General features: G+C 69.8%; 20 protein-coding genes and 1 riboswitch. Of the genes, 11 read left to right on the forward strand and 9 right to left on the reverse strand.

The features are described from left to right. Positions 1 to 2: 2 nt before the first annotated feature. Entirely contained in the window at positions 3 to 1493 is a 1491-nt protein-coding gene (locus tag FDN03_RS01740) for an amino acid permease (protein ID WP_138173508.1), read from the forward strand. A 71-nt stretch (positions 1494 to 1564) separates the two neighbouring features. Next, positions 1565 to 3223 carry an NAD(P)/FAD-dependent oxidoreductase gene (locus FDN03_RS01745; protein WP_249354194.1) on the forward strand — a complete coding sequence of 553 codons (1659 nt, stop codon included), beginning with the start codon at positions 1565 to 1567 and terminating at the stop codon, positions 3221 to 3223. On the opposite strand, the gene FDN03_RS01750 is transcribed toward FDN03_RS01745, so the two are convergent. The 3 genes from FDN03_RS01750 to FDN03_RS01760 form a co-directional block, all read right to left on the reverse strand. After that, positions 3220 to 4167 (reverse strand): 2-hydroxyacid dehydrogenase, encoded by a 948-nt coding sequence (locus FDN03_RS01750; protein WP_217496551.1) that lies wholly within the window; start codon positions 4165 to 4167, stop codon positions 3220 to 3222. The genes FDN03_RS01745 and FDN03_RS01750 overlap by 4 nt on opposite strands. A gap of 157 nt (positions 4168 to 4324) precedes the next feature. Beyond that, positions 4325 to 5857 (reverse strand): dGTP triphosphohydrolase, encoded by a 1533-nt coding sequence (dgt, locus tag FDN03_RS01755; RefSeq protein WP_138173643.1) that lies wholly within the window; start codon positions 5855 to 5857, stop codon positions 4325 to 4327. Positions 5858 to 5910: 53 nt separating this feature from the next. After that, positions 5911 to 6315, reverse strand: coding sequence for a hypothetical protein (locus FDN03_RS01760; RefSeq protein ID WP_138173510.1), 405 nt, complete (start codon positions 6313 to 6315; stop codon positions 5911 to 5913). A gap of 364 nt (positions 6316 to 6679) precedes the next feature. Next, positions 6680 to 6770, forward strand: a riboswitch (SAM riboswitch). A 109-nt stretch (positions 6771 to 6879) separates the two neighbouring features. On the opposite strand from FDN03_RS01760, the gene FDN03_RS01765 reads away from it, so the two are divergent. The 5 genes from FDN03_RS01765 to FDN03_RS01785 all read left to right on the forward strand — a co-directional run bounded on the left by FDN03_RS01765 (position 6880) and on the right by FDN03_RS01785 (position 14739). Further along, complete coding sequence (locus FDN03_RS01765) at positions 6880 to 7800, forward strand: methylenetetrahydrofolate reductase (protein ID WP_138173512.1); 921 nt, start codon at positions 6880 to 6882, stop codon at positions 7798 to 7800. A gap of 83 nt (positions 7801 to 7883) precedes the next feature. Beyond that, complete coding sequence (gene metE / locus FDN03_RS01770; RefSeq protein WP_138173514.1) at positions 7884 to 10235, forward strand: 5-methyltetrahydropteroyltriglutamate--homocysteine S-methyltransferase; 2352 nt, start codon at positions 7884 to 7886, stop codon at positions 10233 to 10235. Between the two features lie 49 nt (positions 10236 to 10284). Continuing rightward, positions 10285 to 11616 carry an aminotransferase class I/II-fold pyridoxal phosphate-dependent enzyme gene (locus tag FDN03_RS01775; RefSeq protein ID WP_138173516.1) on the forward strand — a complete coding sequence of 444 codons (1332 nt, stop codon included), beginning with the start codon at positions 10285 to 10287 and terminating at the stop codon, positions 11614 to 11616. Next, the gene (locus tag FDN03_RS01780; RefSeq protein ID WP_138173518.1) at positions 11613 to 12827 is read left to right on the forward strand and encodes a cystathionine gamma-synthase; all 1215 of its coding nucleotides are present in this window, start codon (positions 11613 to 11615) and stop codon (positions 12825 to 12827) included. The genes FDN03_RS01775 and FDN03_RS01780 overlap by 4 nt, the downstream gene beginning before the upstream one ends. 133 nt (positions 12828 to 12960) lie before the next feature. Next, positions 12961 to 14739: an HNH endonuclease signature motif containing protein gene (locus FDN03_RS01785; RefSeq protein WP_138173520.1), complete on the forward strand. Its 1779-nt coding sequence runs from the start codon at positions 12961 to 12963 to the stop codon at positions 14737 to 14739. A 108-nt stretch (positions 14740 to 14847) separates the two neighbouring features. Here FDN03_RS01785 and FDN03_RS01790 read toward each other — a convergent pair whose 3' ends face one another. From FDN03_RS01790 to FDN03_RS01800, 3 genes are all read right to left on the reverse strand, one after another. Next, positions 14848 to 15366, reverse strand: a complete 519-nt coding sequence (locus FDN03_RS01790; RefSeq protein ID WP_138173522.1) for a gamma carbonic anhydrase family protein — start codon at positions 15364 to 15366, stop codon at positions 14848 to 14850. Between the two features lie 122 nt (positions 15367 to 15488). Beyond that, positions 15489 to 16334, reverse strand: coding sequence for a formyltetrahydrofolate deformylase (purU, locus tag FDN03_RS01795; protein WP_138173524.1), 846 nt, complete (start codon positions 16332 to 16334; stop codon positions 15489 to 15491). 52 nt (positions 16335 to 16386) lie between these two features. Next, on the reverse strand, positions 16387 to 17559 hold the full coding sequence (locus tag FDN03_RS01800; protein WP_249354197.1) for an NAD(P)-binding domain-containing protein: 1173 nt from the start codon (positions 17557 to 17559) through the stop codon (positions 16387 to 16389). A gap of 286 nt (positions 17560 to 17845) precedes the next feature. Here FDN03_RS01800 and FDN03_RS01805 point away from each other — a divergent pair, with 286 nt between their 5' ends. After that, entirely contained in the window at positions 17846 to 18709 is an 864-nt protein-coding gene (locus FDN03_RS01805; protein WP_138173526.1) for a bifunctional methylenetetrahydrofolate dehydrogenase/methenyltetrahydrofolate cyclohydrolase, read from the forward strand. Between the two features lie 146 nt (positions 18710 to 18855). Here the strand turns inward: FDN03_RS01805 and FDN03_RS01810 are convergent, their stop codons facing one another. After that, positions 18856 to 20250, reverse strand: a complete 1395-nt coding sequence (locus FDN03_RS01810) for an MFS transporter (RefSeq protein ID WP_138173528.1) — start codon at positions 20248 to 20250, stop codon at positions 18856 to 18858. A 128-nt stretch (positions 20251 to 20378) separates the two neighbouring features. Between FDN03_RS01810 and FDN03_RS01815 the strand changes: the two genes are divergently transcribed. Continuing rightward, positions 20379 to 21335: a LysR substrate-binding domain-containing protein gene (locus FDN03_RS01815; protein ID WP_249354200.1), complete on the forward strand. Its 957-nt coding sequence runs from the start codon at positions 20379 to 20381 to the stop codon at positions 21333 to 21335. Between the two features lie 99 nt (positions 21336 to 21434). Then, positions 21435 to 21791 (forward strand): VOC family protein, encoded by a 357-nt coding sequence (locus FDN03_RS01820; RefSeq protein WP_054821735.1) that lies wholly within the window; start codon positions 21435 to 21437, stop codon positions 21789 to 21791. Between the two features lie 43 nt (positions 21792 to 21834). Here FDN03_RS01820 and FDN03_RS01825 read toward each other — a convergent pair whose 3' ends face one another. Together FDN03_RS01825 and FDN03_RS01830 are read right to left on the reverse strand one after the other, a co-directional pair. Then, complete coding sequence (locus FDN03_RS01825; protein WP_138173530.1) at positions 21835 to 22470, reverse strand: response regulator transcription factor; 636 nt, start codon at positions 22468 to 22470, stop codon at positions 21835 to 21837. Next, the gene (locus tag FDN03_RS01830; protein WP_171021092.1) at positions 22467 to 23762 is read right to left on the reverse strand and encodes a histidine kinase; all 1296 of its coding nucleotides are present in this window, start codon (positions 23760 to 23762) and stop codon (positions 22467 to 22469) included. The genes FDN03_RS01825 and FDN03_RS01830 overlap by 4 nt, the downstream gene beginning before the upstream one ends. Positions 23763 to 23871: 109 nt before the next feature. Between FDN03_RS01830 and FDN03_RS01835 the strand changes: the two genes are divergently transcribed. Next, entirely contained in the window at positions 23872 to 24747 is an 876-nt protein-coding gene (locus FDN03_RS01835; protein ID WP_171021093.1) for a GAP family protein, read from the forward strand. Positions 24748 to 24756: the final 9 nt, after the last annotated feature.

The following is a 24756-nucleotide window of genomic DNA, read 5'->3' on the forward strand; positions in this document are numbered from 1 at the left end:
TCATGAGTACACCGAGCGGCTTGACCAGGTCCCCACGCCCCACGCTGACGGCGCAGCTTCGACGCCGTAAGTCGATTTCCCACATGGTGGAGTCAGCCCAGGCCGACAACGGCGGCGGGCAGCTGAAGCGCACTCTGGGCGTTTTCCAGCTCACCATGATTTCCGTGGGTGCCACCCTGGGCACCGGCATTTTGGTGATCCTTGGCCAGGCGGTGCCGATCGCCGGACCGGCGGTCTTCATCTCCTTCTTGCTCGCCGGTGTCACCGCCCTGCTCTCGGCGGTCAGTTACGCGGAAATGGCCGGCATGGTGCCGGTCTCTGGGTCCAGCTACTCCTACTCCTACGCCACCCTGGGCGAGGGCATCGCCTGGGTGTGCGGCTGGTGCCTGGTGCTGGAGTACGCGGTCTCGGTGGCGGCCGTGGCGGTGGGCGCCGCCGAATACGTCAACGAAACCCTCAGCGTCTTCGGCCTGGAGCTGCCTGCCGCCCTGGCGGCAGGACCCAGCGAGCCAGGCGGAATGGTGAACCTTTCGGCCCTGATCGTGGTCGGGCTAGCCACGATCCTGCTGATCCGCGGTGCCCGTGAATCGGCCCTGGTGAACACCGTGGTGGTCATCATCAAGACCGGCATCCTGGTGTTCTTCTCCATCGTTGCCTTCACCGCCTTCAACGCCGGAAACTTTGAACCGCTGCTGCCCATGGGCGCGGCGGGGGTCACCGGCGCGGCCTCCATCGTGTTCTTCTCCTACATCGGCTTCGACGCCGCCTCCACCGCCGGTGAGGAGGCCCGCAACCCGAAGCGGGACCTGCCCCGGGCAATCCTGTGGTCAATGGTCATCGTGACCACCGCGTACGTGCTGGTGGCCGTCACCGCCGTCGGTGCGCGGCAGTGGCAGTGGTTCGAAGGCTCCCAGGCCGCCCTGGTGCAGATCATCCACGAACTGACCGGCCAGCAGTGGATCGTGCTGCTCTTTGCCGCCAGCTCGGTGCTGGCCATCGCCTCGGTGGTGCTCACCGTGCTCTACGGGCAGACCCGCATCCTGCTGTCCATGTCCCGCGACGGACTGGTGCCCGGCATCTTCTCCCGGGTCAACGCCCGCACCGGCACCCCGATCGCCGGCACCGTGATCACCGGGAGCGTGGTGGCGCTGACGGCCGCCTTCATCCCGCTGGGACAGCTGGCCGAGGCCACCAGCATCGGCACCCTGTTCGCCTTCGCGCTGGTCAGCGTCTCGGTGATCTACCTGCGCCGCAAGCAGCCGCTGGCCACCCGCACCTTTAAGGTGCCCTTCTACCCGCTCACCCCGATCCTGGGCGCCGCGGCCTGCCTGTTCCTGATGAGCCAGCTGGCTCCGGTGACCTGGCTGGTCTTCGGGCTGTGGATGTGCGTGGGCATCGTGATCTACTTCGGCTACGGCCGGCGCCACTCCCGGCTGGGGCAGCTGAGCAAGCAGCAGTACATCGACGCCCACCTGAACCGGCCGGCCGACTAGGTTTTGGCGGGCCGGACCGCCCACGACTTTTCAATCCCAACGTTTCACGCACGACCAAGGAGCAACACCGAATGAGCCTGAGCATGCTCAACCCCGACTTCCCCTTCAGCTACGACCACTACCTGGCCGGCGCCGAGGGGCTGGGCCAGATTCCCCGGGAACATCACGGCACCGAGGTAGCCGTGATCGGTGCGGGGCTGTCCGGGCTGGTCACCGCGTATGAGCTGATGAAGCTGGGGCTCAAGCCGGTGATTTTCGAGGCCGACCAGATCGGCGGGCGGCTGCGCACCGCCTCCTTCGCCGCCGCCCCGGAGGTCACCTGCGACCTGGGAGGGATGCGTTTCCCGAGCACCGGCAAGGCGTTCTACCACTACATCGACAAGCTGGGCATCGACACCTTCGAATTCCCCAACCCGATGGCCGGGCCCACCCCCTCCACGGTGATCGAGCTGAAGGGGGAGAAGGTCTACGCCGAACGACCCGACCAGCTGCCCGCATTCTTCCACGAGGTCGCCGACGCCTGGCGCCGGGCGTTGGCCGAGGACGCCGACTTTGAACGCATGCAGCAGGCCCTGATCTCCCGCGACACCGCGAAGATCAAGGAGCTGTGGGACCGGATGGTGCGTGAACTGGACGAGGAGACCTTCTACGGCTTCATCGCCAACTCGGCGGCCTTCAAGGAAGCCGGCTTCGAGCACCGTGAGGCGTTCGGCCAGGTCGGATTCGGCACCGGAGGCTGGGACACCGATTTCCCTAACTCGATCCTGGAAATCCTGCGGGTCGTGTACACCGACGCGGATGACAACCACCGCGGCATCACCGGCGGGGCGGCGAAGCTGCCGCACGCCCTGTGGAACCACGCGCCCCAGGACCTGGTGCACTGGCCGGCCGGCACCAGCCTGTCCTCGCTGCACCACGGGGCACCGCGCGGTGCGGTCTCCCGGATCGTGCGCGGGCAGGGCCACGGCCCGCACGGGCAGCGCATCGCGGTCACCGAGAAGCACGGGCGGACCCAGGAATTCGATGCGGTGGTCTCCACCACCCAGTCCTGGCTGCTGTCCACCGGCATCCACGTGGAGGAGTCCCTCTTCGAACCGAAGATGTGGACCGCGATCGAACGCAGCCACTACATGCAGTCCTCCAAGACCTTCGTGATGGTGGACCGGGCGTTCTGGAAGGACAAGGACCCCAAGACGGGCCAGGACCTGATGTCCATGACCCTCACCGACCGGTTGAACCGGGCCACCTACCTGCTGGACAACGGCCCGGGCAAGCCGGCGGTGATCCTGCTGTCCTACACCTGGAACGATGACGCGTTGAAGTGGCTGTCCCTGGATGCCGAGCGCCGCACCGAGCTGATGCTGCACTCCCTGGAGCAGATCTACCCGGGCCTGGACATCCGCAGCCACATCGTGGGCACCCCGATCACCGTCTCCTGGGAGGCGGACCCGAACTTCATGGGTGCGTTCAAGGCCAACCTACCGGGCCACTACCGCTACCAGCAGCGGCTGTACACCCACTTCGACCAGCGGGGGCTGCCTGAATCGCAGCGCGGGATCTTCCTGGCCGGCGATGACATCTCCTGGACCGCGGGCTGGGCCGAGGGTGCGGTGACCACCGGGCTGAATGCCGTGCACGGGGTGATGCGCCACTTCGGCGGGGACAGCTTTGCGGCGAACCCGGGCCCGATCCACTTCCTGGAGGAATACGGGCCGATCGCGCTGGACTAGCGGATCCGGCCCTGGGGGCTGGCGGCCGCGGCGCGGATCATGTTTCGTGCTTCGGTCCCGGCCGCCAGCGCCTGGACCTGGGTGAGCGCCAGGTCGTAGACCAGCTCCATCACCCGGTGGGTGTTCCCGCCCACGTGCGCGGTGATCAGGCAGCCCGGGGCCTGCCACAACCGGTGGCCGGCCGGCAAGGGCTCGGGGTCGGTGACATCCAGGGCCGCGCGCAACCGCCCGGCCTCCAGCTCGGCCAACAGGGCGGGGGTGTCCACCACGGCGCCGCGGCCGATGTTCACCAACAGCGCCCCGTCACGCATCCGGGCCAGGAACCCCTGGTTGACCAGCCGCTGGGTGTCATCGGTGTGCGGCAGCGCCACGATCACCACTTCGGCGTGCGGCAACAGCGAATCCAGCTCATCGACGCCGTGGACAATCGTGCCATCGGGCAGGGTGCGCGCCGTGCGGGCCACCGGCAGCAGTTGTGCTGGTTTGAAGGGCAGCAGCCGTCGCTCGATTTCCTGGCCCACCCCGCCGTAGCCCAGCAACAGCACCCGGGCCCCGTGCAGGCTGCCGCCCCAGGTGGGTTCCCAGCGCTGTTCACGCTGGCGGTGCACGGCGGTGTCCACCCCACGCAGCGCGGCCAGGACCAGGGCCAGGCAGTGCTCGGCGGTCGCGTCCTCGATGGCCCCGCGCGAGTTGCTCAGTCCCACCCCGGCGGGCAGGTGCTCCAGCACCCACTCGTAGCCGATCGACATCAGGTGCACATGCTCCAGTCCCGGAATGCGCGAGACCCTGGCACGGTGCTGCGGGTTGCGGGGCCGCTCGGTCACCAGCACCTGCGCGGGCGGGGCATCCGCGGCAGTGTCGTTCAAATGCCACACGATCGGCTCGACCCCGGGCAGATCCAGGCGGCGGGCCAACTCGTTGGAGGGAACAAGAACACGCAACACCAAGGTTCATCCCGTCGTAGAAGTCAGGGGCCTGGCTTGGACCCAACCCCAGACCATTCTTGGCACAAGCCCTGCCGCCGCGCCAATCCCCGCAGGCAATGTGACCGACAGGGGCTGCCTGAAGGTTGGGCGCGTTCGGCAGCGACCGGGCCGGGTGCTAGAGTCCGCGGCCCACTTCCCAGATCCCTTCCGAGGTTCCGGTCAGCAGCGCGTTGACCGACACCGCCTGCGCGTCGGTGAAGGAGGCGATATAGTCCACGATCGCCCGGGCCTGGCCCAGGCGCTGGACCTCTCCGTCCCCGGCCGGCCCAAAGCGCTGGGGCTCCATGGCCCGCAGCTGGCGGTACTCCTCGGTGGCGGCCTCCACCGAATCCAGCAGCCGGCGCGGGGCGCGGGAGGCGTCGTCCGGGTCATTCAGCCAGGCTTTGAACCCCTCGGCCAGCGAGGAGATGATCCGGGTCTGCCCGCGCTGGTAGACCGCCAAATCCGAGCGGTCCAGCACGAAGCGCGAGTGCACGAACTTGAGCACCACCACATCATGCCAGGCAGCGTCCGCGAGCCGGACGTGGCCGCTGCGGACCACCGGGGTGCGTTCCACCGCGATCGAGGCCTGCAGCCGGTCAATCCAGCGCCGGGTGAAGCCGGTGACCGCCCGGTCCGCCTCCAGCCCGCCGTTGTACGGCACCGCCAGCAGCCCCTCCACCAGGTCGTGTTCCACCCGTTCCACCGAGTCGCGGAACGCCTCCGGGCAGGCGACCCACGGGTCCTTGGCCAGCAGCCGGCGCCAGGTGCGCTCCAGCGCGTGACCCGGGCGGCGCATGTCCAGTTCCCCTTCGGGGATTTCGGCCAGGGAGCGCGAATGGTTCAGCCAGGCCCGCAGCTCGGCGGAGACCGTGGTGTACTGCAGCACCCCGGCCCGGTAGAAGTCATCCAGGTCGTGCACGGCATAGGCGATGTCGTCGGCGATGTCCATGACCGAGCATTCCAGGGTCTGCTGGTGGGTGGCGATGCGCGGGAACACGGAGAGCACATCGTGCATCTCGGCGATCTCGATGTCATAGCAGGAGAACTTCGCCGCCCCGGCCCCCGAATGGTTCCCGGCCCCGCGCGGCAGGTCCTGCGGGGAGCGCAGCGGCTGGTTCAGCCATTCGTTGCGCGACCACGGGTACTTCAGCACCCCGGCGCGCACCGCCCGGGTCAGGTTCAGCCCGCGGGCGGTGGCGTCGCAGCTGTCCAGGGCGGTGAGGATGCGAAAGGTCTGGGCGTTGCCCTCAAACCCGTCGGGCAGCCCCAGGCTCTGCCGCGCCACCCGGTCCAGCTCCTGCTCACCCAGGTGCCCAAACGGCGGGTGGCCCAGGTCGTGGGCGGCGGCCGCGGCCTGCACCACCACCGGGTCGCAGCCGCCCAGCTCCTCCACCAGCTGTTGGGTGCGCGGATCCGAGTTGCGCAGCCCGATCGCGATCGAGCGGGCCACGGCCGACACCTTCAGCGAATGGGTCAGTCGGTTGTGCACCACGGTGCCGGCCCCGGCCTGCGGGATCACCTGGGTGACCGCGGAGAGCCGGGAAAAGTAGGGGGAGAAGCGGATCCGCTCAATGTCCACACGGAACTCGTCCTCATCGGGGCGTGCAGCTTCGCTGATGGCGCGCTCGCGCCCGCCGCTTAGGTGGGTCTTCTGCCTGGCATTCATCGTAGTCACCAGCCTAGATGATGCACCGGCCGCGGTCCGGGAAGCGTGCGGGGTCATGCCCCGGCCCGCCGATCCAGCGGGCGGGCCGGGCGGCGCAGCAGCAGCGCACCGAGGGTGAACCCGATGTACACCAGCGCGGCCAGGAAGGACTGGGTCCCGAAAAACCAGCTCAGCTGCCCGTACCAGCTCAAGAGCACACAGCCGGCGGCGGTGAGCACCACCAGCCCGGCGGCCGGCCAGCGCCGGGGCAACTCCTCCAGCACCCGGCCCTGCACTGCCAGCAGCAGCCTGTAGACCAGTAGGCAGGCCCCGGTCAGCACCAGCAGGCCGCTGACCGTGCCGCCGTACTGCACCTGCTGGCGCAGCGGCTGCAGGAGGCGCGAATACAGCATCGGCAACACCAGCGAGGCGACCAGGCACAGCACCACGGTCAAGGACAGGCGGATTGCGGTGTACATTGCGGCTCCTTGGCACCGGTTCGGCCCCTGCGCCCGCGGCCCCTGCCGGCGCACCCAGTGGCCGAAGACTTTCATCCTTTCCCGGAGTGTAGGTGATCGGCCGGGCTTTGGCACGGGCCGCACGGCGCGTCATCACCGCGTCACACAAAGCCGCCCGGCGCAACACTTCAGCGGCCCTGCCCCCCGGTGCGCCCCCGGCAACCCGGGGAAAACCGGTCACCGCCCACGCGTCACACTGCGGGCGTAAGAATCGCGTCATCTTAACGTTCACGCGTCACATGACGGGGTGGGACGGCGGATGACGCGGCGCGGCCCGGCGTGCTTGCGCCGCCGCCGGGCCCTGGCGAACGATGGAATCACCAACAACCCATCAAGAGCGGCTAAGAGATCTGGCTCGACGACGCCGCAGCAACCACCGGGAAACCGAAAGGTGCTAATGCCAGAAACGATGGAGCAGTACCGTCCGATCCGCCCCGGCCGCCGCGCCGGGCCCGGCCGCTGCCGGCCGCACCCCAGGGTGCGGGTCACGGTGCACTGCCTCGTCGCTGACACGAGGAGGAACACATGCCCGGTTCGGTGGCCCCACCGTCCCTGTCCTACGAGCTCTACCCGCCGGTGAACCGCGAGGTGGCCGAGTCGGTCTACCACAGCATCGAGCAGCTGGCCGACACCAGCCCGGACTACGTCTCGGTCACCTATTCGGGCACCCCGGCCCGCCGCGCCCAGTCCCTGGCGCTGATCGAACACCTCGTCACCCAGACCAAGCTGCGCCCGCTGGCGCACTTGACCTGTGTGGGGGAGTCGGCGCAGTCGCTGCGCGTGCTGATCCGCCACTTCATCGCCCTGGGGGTGCGCGGGGTGCTGGCGCTGCGCGGTGACCTGCCGCAGGACCCGCAGGGCTGGCGCGGTGAATTCCCGTTCGCCCGCTACCTGATCGAGCTGATCCGCCAGGTGGAGGACGAACACGCCGCCTCCCTGGCCGGGGGCCGGCTGGGGGTGGGGGTGGCCGCCTACCCGCACCGCCACCCCGAGTCCCCGAGCTTCGAGCACGACATCGAGGTGCTGCTGGGCAAGCAGCGCTCCGGGGCGGACTATGCGATCACCCAGGTCTACTTCCAGCCCGAGGACTACCGGGGGCTGCTCGCCGCGGCCCGCCGCGCCGGGGTGTGCATCCCGATCATCCCCGGCATCATCCCGCTCAATTCGCTGCGCCGGCTAAACCGGCTGGCGGCGCTGACCGGGGTGCAGCCGGACCCGATCCTGGCCCACGCGCTGCAAAGCGCGACCAGCGACGCCGAACGCCACCGCATCGGGGTGCGCTGGGCGGTGGACCTGGCCCGGGCGGCGTTCGATGACGGGGCCCCGGGGCTGCACCTGTACACGTTCAACGACCACCGCGGCAGCCTGGACGTGATCGAGCAGCTGCAGCTGCCCGGCGCCCGCAGCACCTTGGCCCAATCCTGGGCCGCCCACAGCGGGGCCTAGGCGCCCGCTTCCACCGACGAACCACCGAATTGCCCAACGACCCGGCCGGGCACCCCGGCCCGGCAGAAAACTAGGAGAACACCATGAGCAAGCAGCACTTCCCGCAGGCCAGCATCCTCGGCTACCCGCGCATCGGCCGGCGCCGCGAACTGAAAAAGGCGCTGGAGGCGCACTGGGCCGGCACCCTGACCGAGCAGCAGCTGCACGAGCGGGCCTTTGCCGTGCAGCAGCAGAACCTGGAACGCCTGGTGCAGCTGGGGCTTGACCCGGCGAACGGCTCCCTGCCCGGGGACCACGCCTACTACGACCAGGTGCTGGACACGCTGGTGGCGCTCGGGGCGGTGCCCTCCCGCTTCGCCGAGGTGCTCAGCGCCCCGCTGAGCACCGCCGACGCCTTCACGCTGGCCCGCGGTGACGCGCAGCGCGCCCCACTGGAAATGACCAAGTGGTTCGACACCAACTACCACTACCTGGTCCCGGAGCTCGGCGAGCGCACCACCCTGCGCGCCAACCCCGCCGGGCTGCTGGAGAACTTCACCGCCCACGCCCGGGCCGGGCACACCATCCGCCCCACCCTGGTCGGCCCGATCAGCTTCCTGCTGCTGGCCAAGGCCGAGGAGGGCGCCGCCCGCTCCGGGTTCACGCCGCTGCACCGGATCGATGAGCTCGTCGAGGTCTACGCCCAGCTGCTGGCCGAGCTGGCCGCCGCCGGGGTGGGCTGGGTGCAGCTCGATGAGCCGGCCCTGGTCACCGAGGCCGGTGCCCGGCACGCGGTGCCCGGCGGCCTGGCCGAACGCGTGTACCGCCAGCTGTCCTCCGGCCCGCGCCCGGCGCTGCTGGTCACCACCGGGTACGGCACCGCCGGGCAGCTCACCCGCCCCGGTGAGGGCCTGGGGGTACTGGCCCGGGCCGGGGTGGACGCGGTGCAGGTGGACCTGGTGCGCGGGGTGGCCCCGCAGCCCGAATTCCTTGGCCAGCTGCAGGGCACCACCGTGGTGGCCGGGATCGTGGATGCCCGCAATGTGTGGCGCAACCACCTGGGCGCCTCGCTGATCGCGCTGCGCGCCCTGCGCCAGGCGGTGACCGCCGCCGGCGGACGCCTGGCGGTGGGCACCGCCACCTCGCTGCTGCACGTGCCGCACGATGTGGCCCTGGAGGGGAACCTGCCCGAGGGGCTGGCCGACTGGCTGGCGTTCGCGGACCAGAAGGTCAGCGAGGTGCTCACCCTGGCCACCGGCCTGGAGCACGGGGAGGATGCGATCGCCCGCGAACTGGTGGCCACCGAGCGGGCGCTGGCCGCCCGCGCCGCCTACCCGGGCACCACGGTGCCGGAGGTGCGTGAACGCCTGGCCGGGCTGGGTGAGCAGGACCTGCAGCGCCCGGATGAGCAGCAGCGCGCCGCCGCGCAGCGGGCGGGCCTGCAGCTGCCGCTGCTGCCCACCACCACCATCGGCTCCTTCCCGCAGACCGCTGAGGTGCGCGCCGCCCGGGCCGCCCACACCGCTGGCACCCTGGACGACCAGGGCTACCGCCGGTTCGTGGAGCAGGAGATCGCCCGGGTGATCGCGCTGCAGGAGGAGCTGGGGCTGGATGTGCTGGTGCACGGGGAAGCCGAACGCAACGACATGGTGCAGTACTTCGCGGAGAACCTCGACGGGTTCGCGGTCACCGAGCACGGCTGGGTGCAGTCCTACGGTTCACGCGCCACCCGCCCCTCGATCCTCTTCGGCGACGTCACCCGCCCGGCGGCGTTCACCGTGCCCTGGATTTCCCACGCCGCCTCGCTGACCGACAAGCCGGTCAAGGGCATGCTCACCGGGCCGGTGACGATCCTGGCCTGGAGCTTCGTGCGCGATGACGTGCCGCTGCAAACCAGTGCCCGGCAGGTGGCGCTGGCGCTGCGCGATGAGATCCAGGACCTGCAGCAGGCCGGGATCCGCATCATCCAGGTCGACGAGCCGGCGCTGCGTGAACTGCTGCCGCTGCGTGCCGCCGCCCAGCCGGAGTACCTGCGCTGGAGCGTGGACGCGTTCCGCCTGGCCACCGGCGGGGCGGCGGCCGGCACCCAGATCCACACCCACCTGTGCTATTCGGAGTTCGGTGAGGTGATCGGCGCGATCGACGCGCTGGGCGCGGACGTGACCTCCATCGAGGCGGCCCGCTCGGCGATGGAGGTGACCGCGGACCTGAAGTCCTTCGGCTACCGCCGCGGCATCGGCCCGGGCGTGTACGACATCCACTCCCCGCGGGTGCCCTCCCAGCAGGAGATCGCCGAGCTGATCGGCACCGCCCTGGATTCGGTGGACCGCCAGGCGCTGTGGGTGAACCCGGACTGCGGGCTGAAGACCCGCGGCTATGCCGAAACCACCGCCTCCCTGGCCAACCTGGTCGCCGCCGCCCGGCAGGTGCGCGCCGACCAGCTGGCCGCGATCTAACCCCGCGCACCACCACCGGTACGCACCAGCACGAGTAAAGGAGCCAGCCATGGCGCAGCAGTCCACCACAGCGATCCACGCCGGATACAGCCCCGGCGGCGAGCACCGTCCCCTCACGGTGCCGCTGTACCCCTCCGCGGCCTACGAATTCACCTCGCACGCCGATGCGGTGGAGAAGTTCGCGCTGCGCCAGGCCGGCTTCACCTATTCCCGCACCGGCAACCCGACGGTGGCGGTGTTCGAACAGCGCGCCGCCGCCCTGGAGGGCGGGGCGCACGCGGTGGCCACCGCCACCGGGCAGGCGGCCGTGGCCCTGTCCCTGCTGGCCCTCAGCCAGGGCCCGCGGCACCTGGTGGTCTCCAACCAGCTCTACGGGGGCACTGTGGACCTGCTGACCGACACGTTCCACGACTTCGGGATCCGGGTCAGCTTCGTGGACCCGGACAACCCGGACGCCTGGCAGGCGGCGATCGAGCCGGACACCCGGGCGTTCTTCCTCGAATCGGTGACCAACCCGCTGTCCACGGTGCCGGAACTGCCCCGGCTGGCCGCGATCGCGCACCGGCACCAGATCCCGGTGGTGGTGGACAACACCCTGGCCACCCCCGCGAACTTCCGGCCGCTGCAGCACGGGGCGGACATCGTGGTGCATTCGGCCACCAAGGCGCTGGCCGGGCACGGGCAGGTGCTGGGCGGGGTGGTCATCGACGGGGGCGGCTTCGACTTCTCCGACGCCGAGCGCTGGCCCCAGCTGGCCCGGGGCCGCGAACGCTACGCCGGGTCCAGCCTGCTTGAACGCCACGGGGCCGGGGCGTACGCGATGCTGGTGCGCTCAAAGTTCCTGCACGACCTGGGCCCCACCCTCTCCGCGGCCAGCGCCCACAGCATCCTGACCGGCATGGAAACCCTGGCGGTGCGCGCCGCCGCGGTGCAGCACAACGTGCAGCTGCTGGCCCGCTTCCTGGCCGCCCACCCGGCCGTGGCCCGGGTGCACCACCCCAGCCGTCCCGAGCACCGCCACCACCGGCGCGCCGCCGCCCTCTTTCCGCGCGGCACCGGCAGCGTGCTGGCCGTTCAGCTGCACGACGCGGCCCTGGTGCCCGGGGTCATCGACCGGCTGCAGGTGATCGCGCTGGCCGCGAACATCGGGGACACGCGCACCATGGTCGCCCACCCGGCGACGATGACCCACTGCCGGCTCTCCGCCGCCCAGCTGGCCGAGGCCGGACTGGACCCGGCGGTGCTGCGCCTGTCGGTGGGGCTGGAGGACCCGGCGGATCTGATCCGCGACCTGGACCATGCGCTGAACGCGGCGCTGGCCGAACGCCCCGCACCCGGCGCCCCTGCCCTGGCCCCCGCACCGAAAGTGAGCATCGCATGAGCGGCTTCAACACGCTGGCGGTCCACGCCGGCCAGGCCAAGGACCCGGCCACCGGCGCGGTCATCCCGCCGATCTACCAGACCAGCACGTTCATCCAGGACGGCATCAACGTGCTGCGGGCCGGGCACGAATACTCCCGCGGCTCCAACCCCACCCGCAACAGATTTGAGACCCAGCTCAACGCCCTGGAGGGCGGGGCCGCCGGGTTCGGCTTCGCCTCGGGCATCGCCGCGGAGGACGCGCTGCTGCGCGCGGTGCTGGCCCCGGGCGACCACATCGTGCTGGGCGCCGACGGCTACGGCGGCACCCACCGGCTGATCACCGGGCTGCACCGCAAGTGGGGGATCACCGCCAGCGCCGTGCCGATCACCGACCTGGATGCGGTGCGCGCGGCCCTGCGCCCGAACACGGCGCTGCTGTGGCTTGAAACCCCCTCCAACCCGCTGTTGGGCATCGCCGACCTGGCCGGCTGGGCGCAGCTGGCCAGGGACGCCGGCGCCCTGCTGGTGGTGGACAACACCTTCGCCACCCCCTACCTGCAGCGCCCGCTGGATTTCGGCGCCCACGCGGTGGTGCACTCCACCACCAAGTACATCGGCGGACACTCCGACGTGCTGGGCGGGGCGGTCATCGTCACCGAGCATCTGCACCGCGGCACCCCGCTGGCCGAGGCGGTCGGCTACCAGCAGTTCGCCGGCGGGGCGGTGTGCGGGCCGCAGGATTCCTACCTGGCCGCCCGCGGGCTGAAGACCCTGGGGCTGCGCATGGAACGGCATTGCGCCACCGCCGCAGGCCTCGCCCGCTGGCTGCAGACCCGCAACGAGGTCACCGGCGTCTACTACCCGGGACTTGAGGAACACCCGGGGCACCAGCTGGCCGCCCGGCAGCAGCGCGGCTTTGGCGGGATCCTCTCCCTGACGCTGGCCGATGAGCCCGCCGCGCGCGCCTTCGCCGAATCCATGCGCTACTTCCAGCTCTCGGTCTCCCTGGGCGGGGTGGAATCCCTGGTCTGCTACCCCCGGGAGATGACCCACGCCTCGCTGATCGGCACCCCGCTGGAAGTCCCGGCGAACCTGGTGCGCCTCTCGGTGGGCATCGAGGAGCCCGAGGACCTGCTGGCCGACCTGGAGCGGGGGCTCGGCGCGGCGCGCACCGCCGGTGCCGGCACCGCACGGCGCCCGGCCGGGAAGCTGGTGCCAACCCCGCGCTAGCTGTGCTGCCCAGACAGGTTGGTCAAGCGGCCCCGGGGCGGCGGTACCGCTGTCCCGGCGGCCGGCGGCCTTGTTATCCACAGCAGGTCGGGGCGCCGGTGTGCAGGCTGGCTGCCGGGGGCATGATTGGGCCATGAACACCTCCGGCACCGAAGCGGCGCTGGATCAGCTGGCCCAGGCGGTCAACCTGATCGACAGCGCGACGGCGGCCTTTGCAGCGGATGAACCAGCTGCCGGGCACGCCGCCTACTTCGCCTGGCTTGTGGAACAGGCCGGCGAACGCCTCACCCGCGCCCAGGTGCACGCCGCCCACGGGCTGCGGGCCAGCGGCGCCCACCTGCTGGAGCCCGATTCCTACCAGGCGATCCGGCAGGCCGGGTTGCAGCCCAGCGCCGAGGACCTGGCGCGCACCCGCGGCCGGAAAACCACCGGGCGCAGCTACTTCAAGAACACCGTGGACCTGTACAAGGGGTGGCTGAACCTCGGCGTCGGCGTCGCCCAGGACCGGATCAACATGGCCGACGCGCTGGTCGCCGGGATCACCGAGGCCGGGCAGCGCACCGCGCCACGCTTCGGGCGGCTGGGCGATGAACTGGCCAACCCCGACACGAACCCGGCCCTGGTGCTCACCGCCGCGCGGCAGCTGCGCAAGGCCGAACCGGACCTGGGTGCCGGACCGCAGGCCGGCGAGGCGTGCGAACGGCTGCAGGAAGACGCGATCACGCTGATCCGGCACGAACCGGGCACCGCACGCCGGCACCTGCCGCGGCTGATCGAACAATCCCTGGGGGAGAACCGTCCACTGGCGGCCCTGCTGGGCGAGGCCGGGCTGTTCCGCCGCGGCATGCGGCGCGGACTGATGCACTACCTGCTCAAGGTCATGCCCCAGGACGCGGAGCTGATCGAATCCCTGTGCGTGCAGATCGACAACCCCAAAACCATCGCCGGCAACCGGGACGAGCTCAAGGCCCTGGTCAACGAACAATACGCCCGGCCCACCCCGGAACCGGACGCCGATGAGCAGCCTTCGGGCGCCCAGGCCCCCGCAACCGGCTCTACCAGCCTCCCGCCGCAGTGGGGCGAGCAGGACACCATGCCCGACTGGGCCCGCCCTCACGACCCGTCCGCCACCACCGAAGCCGCCGAGCAGGCTCCGCCCACGGCAGCGCCGCCCACCCCGGATGCCCACCCCGCGCAAACCCCCGGGGCGGGGGAAGGCGCCGGCACCTTTGGCCAGCTGGGCGGAACGGACCGGTTCCCCGAGGAGCTGCTCAAGCCCTTCGAGGACCTGCGCCCCGAATTCCGCCACCTGATCGCGCTGCTTTCACTGCTGCGCGCCGATCACAGCGGCACCGGCAAGCAGGTGGGGGTGGTGCAGCCCGAAATCACGGTCATCATGGATTACGACAAGATGATCGCCGACGGCAAGGACTTCGCCGTCACGGAAAACGGCATCCCCATCTCCGCGGCCGCGATGCGGGCCATGCTCTGCAACGGGATCCTGCGCCCAGCGGTCTTTGGCACCAAGAGCGAGATCCTGGACATCGGCCGCACCAACCGGCTCTTCCCGAACTACATGCGCAAGGGCCTGCGGGCCAAATACCGCGGGTGTGCCTACCCCGGGTGCACCATGCCCGCCTCCAGATGCGAGGCCGACCACATCACACCCTGGGACGAAGGCGGGCAGACCAGCATCGATAACGGGTGCCTGTTCTGCCCGATGCACCACCACGCCCGGCACTGCGGCCTGTTTACGGTGATCCGCAACGAAGACGGCCCACCCATGGTGTTGTTGCCCAAGGACCTGGACCCCCATCAACGCCCGCGGATCAACACCTACTGGCTCAGCCCCTCCGAGGCGCTTACGGCCGCCCGGGCCGAGCAGGCCGCCGCCGACCGGCTGGCCGTCTGAAACACATAGGACTGCCCCCGACCGGTCACGGTCGAGGGCAGCACACCACCACTGCCGCCACGCGGCGTCCAATCCAGGCCGGTTTCCGCCGGCTCGGCGCTCGCGTCCCTAGGAATTGGCGGCCAGGTGCTTGGCGGCAAGCTCCAGGTAGGTGTCCGCGTTCTTTGACAATCCCGCGACCTCTTCCTCGGTCAGCTCACGGCGCACCTTGGCCGGAACCCCGGCCACCAGGCTGCGCGGGGGAACCTGGGTTCCCTCCAGCACCAGCGCCCCGGCCGCCACCAGGCACTGCTCGCCGATCACCGCGCCGTTCATGATCGTGGCGCTCATGCCCACCAGGCACCCATCGCCCACGCTGGCCCCATGCACCACCGCCGAATGCCCCACGGACACGGACTGGCCCACCGTGCACGGGAAACCGGCATCGGCGTGCAGCACCACGTTGTCCTGCAGGTTCGTTCCGGCGCCGACCCGGATCGGGGCCGAATCCCCGCGCACCGAAACGCCGTAGAAGGCGCTCGCGCGCTCGCCGAGTTCCACATCCCCGCTCAAGGTCGCGGTGGGGGCAACGAACACGTTCTGCGCCACCTTGGGGGTGGCGCCGTCAATGGTAATAATGTGAGCCATGGCACCCACTGTAGTTCAGGGGACGAACCGGCAGCGATTCCGGCCCGCGCAGATGACACCACCGCGACGCTCGCACAAGCGGCCCGGAAAAGCGGCTCGGAAAAGCGGCTCGCAGGAAGCCGCTAGGAGAAGACGATGGTGCGCTGCCCGTCGAGCATCACCCGATGCTCGGCATGCCACTGCACGGCCCGGGTCAGGGTGCGCCCCTCGACGCTGCGCCCCAGCTCCACCAGCTGGGCGGCGGTACGTGAATGGTTGACCGGGGTGACTTCCTGGTCGATGATCGGCCCTTCGTCCAGGTCGGCGGTGACGTAGTGGGCGGTGGCGCCGATGAGCTTCACGCCGCGGGCGTGGGCCTGGTGGTAGGGCTTGGCGCCCTTGAAGGAGGGCAGGAAGGAATGGTGGATGTTGATCACCCGCCCGGCCATGCGCTCGCACAGCGAGTCGGAGAGGATCTGCATGTAGCGGGCCAGCACCACCAGTTCGATCCCGTGCTCCTGCACGAGCTTGAGCAGCTCGGCCTCGGCCTGGCCCTTGTTCTGGGCGGTCACCGGCAGGTGCACGAAGTCCACCCCGTAGAACTCGGCCATCGGCTGCAGGTCACGATGGTTGGAGACGATCACCGGGACCTCGATCGGCAAGGTGCCGGCGCGCTGGGCGAACAGCAGGTCGTTCAGCGCGTGCCCGGCCTTGGAGCACATGATCATGGTGCGGGTGCGGCGGGACGATTCGAACACCTTCAGGTCCATGCCGAACTCGTCGCGGATGGGCGCCAGCTGCGCCATGACCTGGTCCAGGGTGTGCCCGGTGGCCACCTCGATGCGCATGAAGAAGGTGTTGGAATCCGGGCTCTCATACTGCTGCGACTCGGTGATGTTGCAACCGGCACCCAACAGGCCCCCGGAGACGGCATGCACGATGCCCGGACGGTCGACGCAGGAGAGGGTGACGATGAAGTGGTTGCTCATGCATTCCAAAATACGTGGGCTGGCGCCCCGGCACCGAATTGATGAGCAAAGATCACACCCGCAGCGATTGCGGTGACTTCTCCTCCGGGTGCGCAGTCGTATAGCCGGTCGCCTCCGTGCCCGCCATGCCGGAGGCATGCTGCTTCAGGTGCTTGATCGCGGCGATGGCGGCGCGCCGTCCGGCGCGGGTGGCCCCAATGGTGGAGGCCGACGCCCCGTAGCCGACCAGGTACAGGCCGGGCTGGTCGGCGGCGCTGACCGCATCGGCGGACATCCGGATCCCGCCCTGGGCGGTGCGCAGCTTCAGCGGCGCCAGGTGCTTCAGCGCGTGACGGAAGCCAGTGGCCCACAGGATCGCGTCGATGCGTTCGCGGCTGCCGTCGCTGAACACCACCGCATCGGCCTTCAGGCGGGAGATCGGACCCCGGGAAATCATCAGCCCGGAGGCGATCGCCGCGCGCATCTGCCCGGTCAGCGGCAGGCCGGTGTTGGCCACCACCGGCCGCGGCGGACGCCCGGCCCGGGTGTCCTCGGTGACCCGGCGTTCGACCTCCAGCCCCCAGTCCCTGGTGCTGGCGAAGTCCTTCCAGCGCGGTGGGGTGCGGGTGGACCACAGCGTGTCGATGCCGGCCGCGTCCAGCTGCACGATGAACTGGGTGGCGCTGGCCCCGCCGCCGACCACCAGGGTGCGCCGGTTCGCGAACTGCTGGACCCCGGTGAAGTTCCGGGTATGCACCTGCAGGCCGGTGAACGTGGACATGCCGCGGTAGCTGGGCCAGAACGGGTTGCTCCAGGTGCCGGTGGCGTTGATGACGGTGGCGGCCTGCAGCCCGGTGCCATCAGCCAGTTCCACTTCGAAACCCGCCGCGGAACCGGTTCCCTTGCGACTGACCGAAACCACCGGGCCCGAGCGGTAGACGGGCAGGCCCATGTGCTGTTCATACTCCCCGTAGTAGCGGCTGACCACGGCCGAGGCCGGCTCGGTGGGGTCCGGGGTGGCCAGTTCGAAGTCCGGCAGGGGGTGCAGGTGGTGGGCCTTGCCGAACGTCAGTGAGTCCCAGCGGTCCCGCCAGGCCCCGCCGGGTCCGTCGTTGGCGTCGAGCATGACGAAGTCCACCCAGGGCCGCATCCCCCTGCGCAGCAGGTGGTATCCGGCCGACAGGCCGGCCTGCCCGGCGCCGATGACCACCGTACGGTACCTGGTGCGCAACTTGCCGCGATCCACCGTTGAGCTCACTCCTTGACTCGTGCCATCCGGTCCGGGGCCACCCGCCAAATCATATTGACGTGTCAACCTCCTACTCGTTGCAACGCTCACATGACGTGCAACATTCCCGCCGCATTCGATAAACTCGGTGACGGACTGAACTTCAACTCGTAACTGGCGTTGGGTGGATCACCACCGGGGAGCGAAAACCGACATTCCACCGCAGACCGCGCGCCTGGGTTTGCGGAACCTGACCATCGACGATGCCCCGCCCGGCCGGGGCTCGCGAACGAAAGGACACCCCATGACCGCCCAGATTCTCGACGGCAAGGCGACCGCAAAACAGATTAAGCAGGAACTGACCCAGCGGGTCGCGGCCCTGCAGGAGCGCGGGATCACCCCGGGGCTGGGCACCATCCTGGTCGGCGATGACCCGGCATCGGCCTGGTACGTGCGCGGCAAGCACCGCGACTGCGCGGAGGTGGGACTGGAGTCCATTCGCGTGGACCTGCCCGAGCAGACCACCCAGGAGGAACTGCTGGCCAAGGTGCGCGAGCTGAACGAGGACCCGGCCTGCACCGGCTACATCGTGCAGCTGCCGCTGCCCAAGCACATCGACCAGGACGTGATCCTGGAGGCGATGGACCCGGCCAAGGATGCCGATGGCCTGCACCCGATGAACCTGGGCCGACTGGTCGCCAACGTCAACAAGCCGCTGACCAGCCCCGCCCCCTGCACCCCGGCCGGCTGCGTGGAGCTGCTCTCGCGCCATGGGCTGGATTTGAAGGGCAAGCACGTGCTGGTGATCGGCCGCGGGGTGACCATCGGACGGCCGGTGGGCCTGCTGCTGACCCGCCGCGACGTGAACGCCACCGTCACCCTGGCCCACACCGGCACCACCAATCTGCCCGAGCTGCTGGCCCAGGCCGACGTGGTGATCGCCGCCGCGGGACAGGCGCACATGGTCAAGGCCGACGCGATCAAGCCCGGCGCGATCCTGCTGGATGTTGGCGTCTCGCGCGTTGATGGCAAGGTCACCGGGGATATTGATCCGGACGCCGCGCAGCACGCCTCCTGGATCTCCCCGAACCCCGGCGGCGTGGGGCCGATGACCCGGGCGATGCTGCTGGCCAATGTGGTGGAAACCGCCGAACGCCAGGCCTCCTAGCCACCCGGGCGCCTCCTTGCCGACGCGCGGCGCCGGCGGCGGGAGGAACGTAAGCGACAAAGGCTTGGGCCCTGCGGAAGAACCGCAGGGCCCAAGCCTTTGTCACAGCTCCGGTGCCGGCCGCTGGCCGGGGCGTCGAGCCGGAACTACTTCACCGGTTCATTCTCGATCGCGGACCCGCGGCCCACCACCAGTGCCCCGACTTCCTGTTCCGCCTGGTTCGTGTAGGACAGGTCGATGCCCTGGCGGTCACGGATCAGGCTGACCACCAGCAGGGAAACAATGCAGAAGGCCAGCAGGTACAGCGCCACGGCGTTCGTTCCGCCGGTGGCCTGCACCAGGGCGGTGGCAATGGTCGGCGCGAACGCGCCGCCGATGATCGCGCCGATCGCGTAGGAGATCGACACCCCGGAGAAGCGCACCGAGGCCGGGAACATCTCCGAGTACAGGGCCGCCTGCGGCCCATAGGTCAACCCCAGGCCGATGGAGAAAACCCCGAAGGCCAGGTACAGCATCACCAGCGAACCGGAGTTGACCATCGCGAAGACCGGGAAGAGGGAGAGCGCCAGCACGATGAAACCGATCTGGTAGGTGCGCACCCGCCCGATCCTGTCGGCCATGATCCCGGAAATCAGGGTCATCACCAGCCAGATCGCGGCACCAAAGGCCACGGCCAGCAGCACGTCGGTGCGCTCCAGGCCGATGGGGCCTTCGGGGTCGGTGGTGTAGTTCTGGAAGAATCCGCCGGTGGTCATGTACCCGGCGGCATTGTTGCCGGCGAAGACGAGGGCGGCAATCAGCACCAGCGGCCAGTGCTTGCGGAACAGCTCCACGACCGGGACCTTGGTCTGGGCCTTCTTCTCGGCGATCTCCTCGAACACCGGGGACTCATCGACCGCGCGGCGTACGAAGTACCCGATGATGATCAGCACGAAGCTGACCAGGAACGGCACGCGCCAGCCCCAGTTCAGGAATGCGTCGCCGGGGGAGATGACCCCGGTCATCAGCGCCATCATGCCCGAGGCGAGCAGCATGCCCAGCGGCACACCCACCTGTGGGTAGGCTCCGGCCCGGCCGCGGCGGTCCTTCGGTGCGTGCTCGACGGCCATCAGGACCGCGCCGCCCCATTCCCCGCCGGCGGAAACGCCCTGCAGGATGCGCAGCAAGAGCAGCAGCACCGGGGCCAGCAGCCCGGCGGTGTCGTAGGTTGGCAGCACGCCGATCAGGGTGGTGGCCGCACCCATCAGCGACAGGGTGAGCACCAGCATGGCCCGCCGGCCGATCTTGTCCCCGTAGTGCCCGGCCAGGAAGGCCCCCAGTGGGCGGAACAGGAAGGAGATGCCGACCGAGGCGAAGGAGATCAGCAGTCCGATCTTGCTGCCGGCCGGTTCGAAGAACAGCTGGGGGAAGACCAGCCCGGCGGCGGTGGCGTAGATGAAGAAGTCATACCATTCCACGGTGGTGCCGATGACCGTGGCGAAGGCGACGCGCCGTTGGTTGGACTTTTCAATGCGGGTGTTGGGCGAAGCGGCGATGCTCATGTTGCTCCTCGGTTGACGGTGTGTCGTGCGTGACCACCGCCTGAGTCTTGTGTCACCTCAGTGTTGCACCGCACACACGTAAGGTAAACTTCAAATATCTGCAATAGTTTTGAAGGAAGCCTTAAGACGTGTCTGGATTCTCGCTGCGACATCTGCAAATCATGGCGGAGCTGCCCGAACATGACACCCTGGGGTCCGCTGCCTCCGAGCTTCACATTTCCGAATCCGCGCTGTCCCAGGCGCTGAACACCATCGAACGCCTGGCGGGGGAGCAGCTGTGCCTGCGACGCAAGGCCCACGGGATCACGATGACCGCCTCGGGACGCTACTTCTCCTCCCTGGCCCGCAAGATCGTGGCCGAGGTCGAGGATTTGAACGCGACCTTCCCGCACCGCGAGGGCGTGCTGCGCGGACCGGTGCGCTTTGGCTGTTTTGCCTCGCTCTCCCCACACCTGATTCCGGCCATCATGGAGGGCTTCCCGCCATTGCACCCGCAGGTGCAGGTCTCCGTGCAGGTGGGCACGCATGACGATTTGATCCCGGCGTTGAATTCCGGGGAGCTGGACGTGGCCTTCGTCTACGATCTGATGCTGCCCCCGGATTTGCGCAAGCAGGTGGTCTACGAGACCGAGATGCAGGTGCTGCTGCACCCGCAGCACCCATTGGCGGCCCTGGAGCGGCCCCTGGAACTGCGGGACCTGGTAGACGAACCGATGATCATGTACGAATCCACTCCCAGCACCGACTATGTCCTGCAGCTGTTCGCCGCGCAGGGTCTGGACCCGCACATCATTGCCTCACTGCCGCAGATGATCCTGGTCAGCGCCATGGTCGGTCGTGGGCTGGGGTACGGGATGCTGATGGAAAGGCCGAACAACGCCCAGCTGTCCCTGGAGGGCAGGGCCCTGGCCTTCCGCCGGCTCAGTCCACCGAACTACCCCAATTCGGTGGTCGCGATCAGTCCCCGGCATACCACCCTGTCCCCGCGGGTTCAGGCGCTGGTGGATTACGCCACCGACCTGATGGGCCAGGCGATGGCCGAGCAGCGCGCCCTGGCCGAGCTGCCTGCAGGCCGATCGCGGTAGCCGATCCGGTGGCCGGAGCCTGTTGTGCGAGCGCCTGCACGAGGCATAATGGCAAGCACCACAGGCACGGCACCAACATTTGGCGGGAGTGATGGACCGATGATCGGCACATGGCAGGCACTGGTAATTGATTGCGATGATCCCGATGAACTGGCCGGCTTCTATGAGCGGCTGCTGGGCATGGTCAGGATCGACAATGACCCGGACTGGGTGAGCATCGGCGATGCGCCGGATCGTCCCGCCATCGCGTTTCAGGCCGTCACCCCATATGTTCCGCCGCAGTGGCCGGGACATGTGCACCCGCAGCAGGCGCACATCGACGTGCGGGTCAAGGACCTGGACCTGGCCGAAACCGAGGTGCTGGCGCTGGGTGCCACCGCCACCGGAGAGGGCTCCAAGACGTTCCGCGTCTACCTGGACCCGCAGCAGCATCCCTTCTGCCTGGTCAGCTGGTAGCAAGTCCGCGGTTCCCGTGCCTGGACCGGCCCGGGGCGGGCATCTACCCCCATTGGGCGAAGGCCACCCGCGCCGCCTGCAGCCGGGTCTGCACCCCCAGCTTGTCCATGACCCGCGAGGCATGGGTTTTCACCGTCGATTCGCCGATGCCCAGTTGCGCGGCGATCTGCGGGTTGCTCAGGCCCTGGCCGAGCCCCCGCAGCACCTGGATTTCACGCTCGGTCAGGCTTTCGGGCAGCGGCTCGCGCGGCGGAGCGGCCGGTGCCGGCTGCACGGCCCGCCTGATGACCCGGGCGGTGAGCTCCGGGCTGAGCACGGCCCGGCCGGCGGCGACCGCGAGCACCGCGTCGATGATCTGCTCCGGTTCGGCGCTCTTGAGCAGGAAGCCGTGTGCACCGGCCTGCAGCGCCCCAAACAGGTACTCATCGTCGTCGAAGGTGGTCAGCACCAGCACCTTCGCCGTGCCGTGCTCGCGCAGGGCAGCGGTGGCCGCGATCCCGTCCATGACCGGCATGCGCAGGTCCATCAGCACCACCTCCGGGCCCAGCGCCCGCGCCATCGCCAACGCCTGGCGGCCGTCGGCGGCCTCGCCGACCACTTCGATCCGCGAACTGGCCTCCAGCACCATCCGGATGCCCAGGCGCACCGCTGAATGATCGTCAACGATCAGGACCTTCATGAAACCTCCTGGTTGTCGGTGCCGCCGCCCGGGCCGGGCTGCAGCGGCAGGGTGACGTGCACCGTGAACTGTCCCTGGTCGATCTGCCACTTGCTCTGGCCGCCCAGCGCCTGGGCGCGCGCGGCGATGTTCCGCAGCCCGGATCCCGCGCCCGGTCCACTGCCGTCGTGCGGGACGAGCGGGGGAGTGAAGGCGGCGTCCGCGGCGGGGTCCGGCGTGTTGTCCGGGCCGGGCAGCGGGTTGGCGGCGGTGATCCGCAGCTGGCCGCCGTGGGCGCGCACGACGAGGCGCAGCGCGGTGTGCGGGGCGTGGCGGGAGTGGTTGACCAGCAGTTCGCTGATGGTGCGGTAGGCGGCGGTCTGCGCGGCGGCACCGACCTGGGACGGGTCCACCTCACCGGTGTAGTCGATGGTGCGTCCGCCGGCCCGGTGCGCCTCGATCAGGGCGTTGGCGCTGTCCAGGGTGGCGCGCAGGGCCTGGGGTGCCCCGGCGTGCAGCATCCGCACCATCCGGGTCATTTCCTCCAGCCCGGCCAGCGCCTCCCGGCGGATTTCGCCGACCGGTCGGCGGATCGCCTGCCAGGCGGGGTCCTGACTGGGTGCCGGGACCCGGTTCAGCGCCGCCGCGGAGAGCAACGCCATGGAGGAGAAGCGGGCGGAGAGCACGTCATGCATTTCCCGGGCCAGGCTGGTGCGTTCGGCCTCCACCGCAGCCGCATGTTCGGTGCGCAGCAGTTGTTCGCGCTGCCGGGCCGCGGCGGCGGCCTGCCGCGCCCGTTCGGCCTGGCTGGCGGCCAGCTCCTTGGCGGTGCGCACGTTCTGGGCCCAGAGCATCGGGGTGAACAGCACGAACCCGATCGTGAACACGGTGAGCACCACCGCGCTGGCCCCGGCGTCGCTGGCCCATTGCGCGGCGGCGGCCAGCACCGTGAACGTGGCCAGCAGTGTTCCGGTGACATTGCGGGTGCGCGGCGGGCAGAGCAGGAAGATCGTGAACACGGTTTCGAAGATCAGGAAGTAGCCGCCGATGCTGCCCATCGCCAGCAGTGCCGAGCCGGCCGCGGCCATGCCCAACGCGCAGGGCAGCGGGGCGCGGCGGCGCAGCAGGATGCACCCGACGCCGGCCAGCAGCATCAGCGGCCACCAGGCGGCCAGCGTCGCGGGCAACACCGGGGTGTTCACCAGCCCGGCGGCATGCAGCACCACGGCCAGCACCAGGTAGGTGATGGCCACCTCCGGCTCCTGCTCGCCGCTGATGAACCGCCGTCGGGTATGCGAAAAATCGATCTTCACCCCTCCATCATCGTCCACCGGCCCGGCCGCTGCCGTCCCCCAAAGGTAGGACACCGGCGTGGACCGATGCCCGATGTGCCCGTTCCCGTCCACTGGCAGGCTCGATGGCATGGACTTCATGCAACAGGCACCGGCCGCCGCGCTGGCCGTACTTGCCCTCATCGACGCCACCAGCATCGGCACCCTGGTGATCCCGATCTGGCTGCTGCTGCGCCGCGACTACCGCCGCGCCATTCCCAAGGTACTGGCCTACCTGGGCATCATCGCCGTCTTCTACTGGCTGCTGGGCTTGGGGTTGCGGGCCGGCTGGCTGGCCGGCACCCAGCTGCTGCCGGACGGGTTCTTCGACGCCCCGCTGCTGCGGATGTTCGCGCTGCTGGTGGGCGGGGCCATGCTCACCTGGGCGCTGCTGAGCAAACCGGCGGGCAAGGATGCCGCCGGGTCCCCGCAAGGCCCCACACCGCCCGCCCCGGCTGAACACGCCGCCGGCCGCACACCGGGCACGGAGCCGGCACCTGCGGCGAAGCCCGGGACGACGGCGGTGGCCCACGACCAGGCGGTGCCCGCCCGGCTGCGCCGGCACCTGGGCGCCGCACTGGATTCCTGGGCGGGGGTGATCGTGCTGGCCCTGCTGGCCGGTTTGCTGGAGGTGCCGACCATGCTGCCCTACCTGGGGGCCCTGGGGCTGATGGGAACGCTGGGTTGGAGCGGCCTCGTGCAGGGCGCCGTGCTGGGCGTCTACTGCCTGGTGATGATCCTGCCGGCCCTGGGCCTGGTCGCGGTGCGGCGCCTGGCCGGATCGCGGATGGACCGGTGGCTGCAGCGGGTCGGGGCGAAGCTGGGACGCTACGCGGCGGAGACCGGGGCCTGGGTGGTGGGCATCGTCGGGTTCCTGCTGGTGCGTTTTGCCTTCTCACCCCGGCCCGACGGGCAGGGGCTGTGGGGCGGGCTGCGCCGGCTGCTGGAGGGGATCCTGCCGTTCTGAGCCCGCCTG

This window comes from Glutamicibacter sp. V16R2B1 (genome assembly GCF_005774635.1).
GTDB lineage: Bacteria > Actinomycetota > Actinomycetes > Actinomycetales > Micrococcaceae > Glutamicibacter > Glutamicibacter creatinolyticus.

Bases quoted from the DNA above. Each gene is read 5' to 3' on its own strand.
- FDN03_RS01740 (WP_138173508.1), top strand. From the start codon at position 3: ATGAGTACACCGAGCGGCTTGACCAGGTCCCCACGCCCCACGCTGACG.
- FDN03_RS01745 (WP_249354194.1), top strand. From the start codon at position 1,565: ATGAGCCTGAGCATGCTCAACCCCGACTTCCCCTTCAGCTACGACCAC.
- dgt (WP_138173643.1), bottom strand. From the start codon at position 5,857: ATGAATGCCAGGCAGAAGACCCACCTAAGCGGCGGGCGCGAGCGCGCC.
- FDN03_RS01760 (WP_138173510.1), bottom strand. From the start codon at position 6,315: ATGTACACCGCAATCCGCCTGTCCTTGACCGTGGTGCTGTGCCTGGTC.
- FDN03_RS01765 (WP_138173512.1), top strand. From the start codon at position 6,880: ATGCCCGGTTCGGTGGCCCCACCGTCCCTGTCCTACGAGCTCTACCCG.
- metE (WP_138173514.1), top strand. From the start codon at position 7,884: ATGAGCAAGCAGCACTTCCCGCAGGCCAGCATCCTCGGCTACCCGCGC.
- FDN03_RS01775 (WP_138173516.1), top strand. From the start codon at position 10,285: ATGGCGCAGCAGTCCACCACAGCGATCCACGCCGGATACAGCCCCGGC.
- FDN03_RS01780 (WP_138173518.1), top strand. From the start codon at position 11,613: ATGAGCGGCTTCAACACGCTGGCGGTCCACGCCGGCCAGGCCAAGGAC.
- FDN03_RS01785 (WP_138173520.1), top strand. From the start codon at position 12,961: ATGAACACCTCCGGCACCGAAGCGGCGCTGGATCAGCTGGCCCAGGCG.
- FDN03_RS01790 (WP_138173522.1), bottom strand. From the start codon at position 15,366: ATGGCTCACATTATTACCATTGACGGCGCCACCCCCAAGGTGGCGCAG.
- purU (WP_138173524.1), bottom strand. From the start codon at position 16,334: ATGAGCAACCACTTCATCGTCACCCTCTCCTGCGTCGACCGTCCGGGC.
- FDN03_RS01805 (WP_138173526.1), top strand. From the start codon at position 17,846: ATGACCGCCCAGATTCTCGACGGCAAGGCGACCGCAAAACAGATTAAG.
- FDN03_RS01810 (WP_138173528.1), bottom strand. From the start codon at position 20,250: ATGAGCATCGCCGCTTCGCCCAACACCCGCATTGAAAAGTCCAACCAA.
- FDN03_RS01820 (WP_054821735.1), top strand. From the start codon at position 21,435: ATGATCGGCACATGGCAGGCACTGGTAATTGATTGCGATGATCCCGAT.
- FDN03_RS01825 (WP_138173530.1), bottom strand. From the start codon at position 22,470: ATGAAGGTCCTGATCGTTGACGATCATTCAGCGGTGCGCCTGGGCATC.
- FDN03_RS01835 (WP_171021093.1), top strand. From the start codon at position 23,872: ATGGACTTCATGCAACAGGCACCGGCCGCCGCGCTGGCCGTACTTGCC.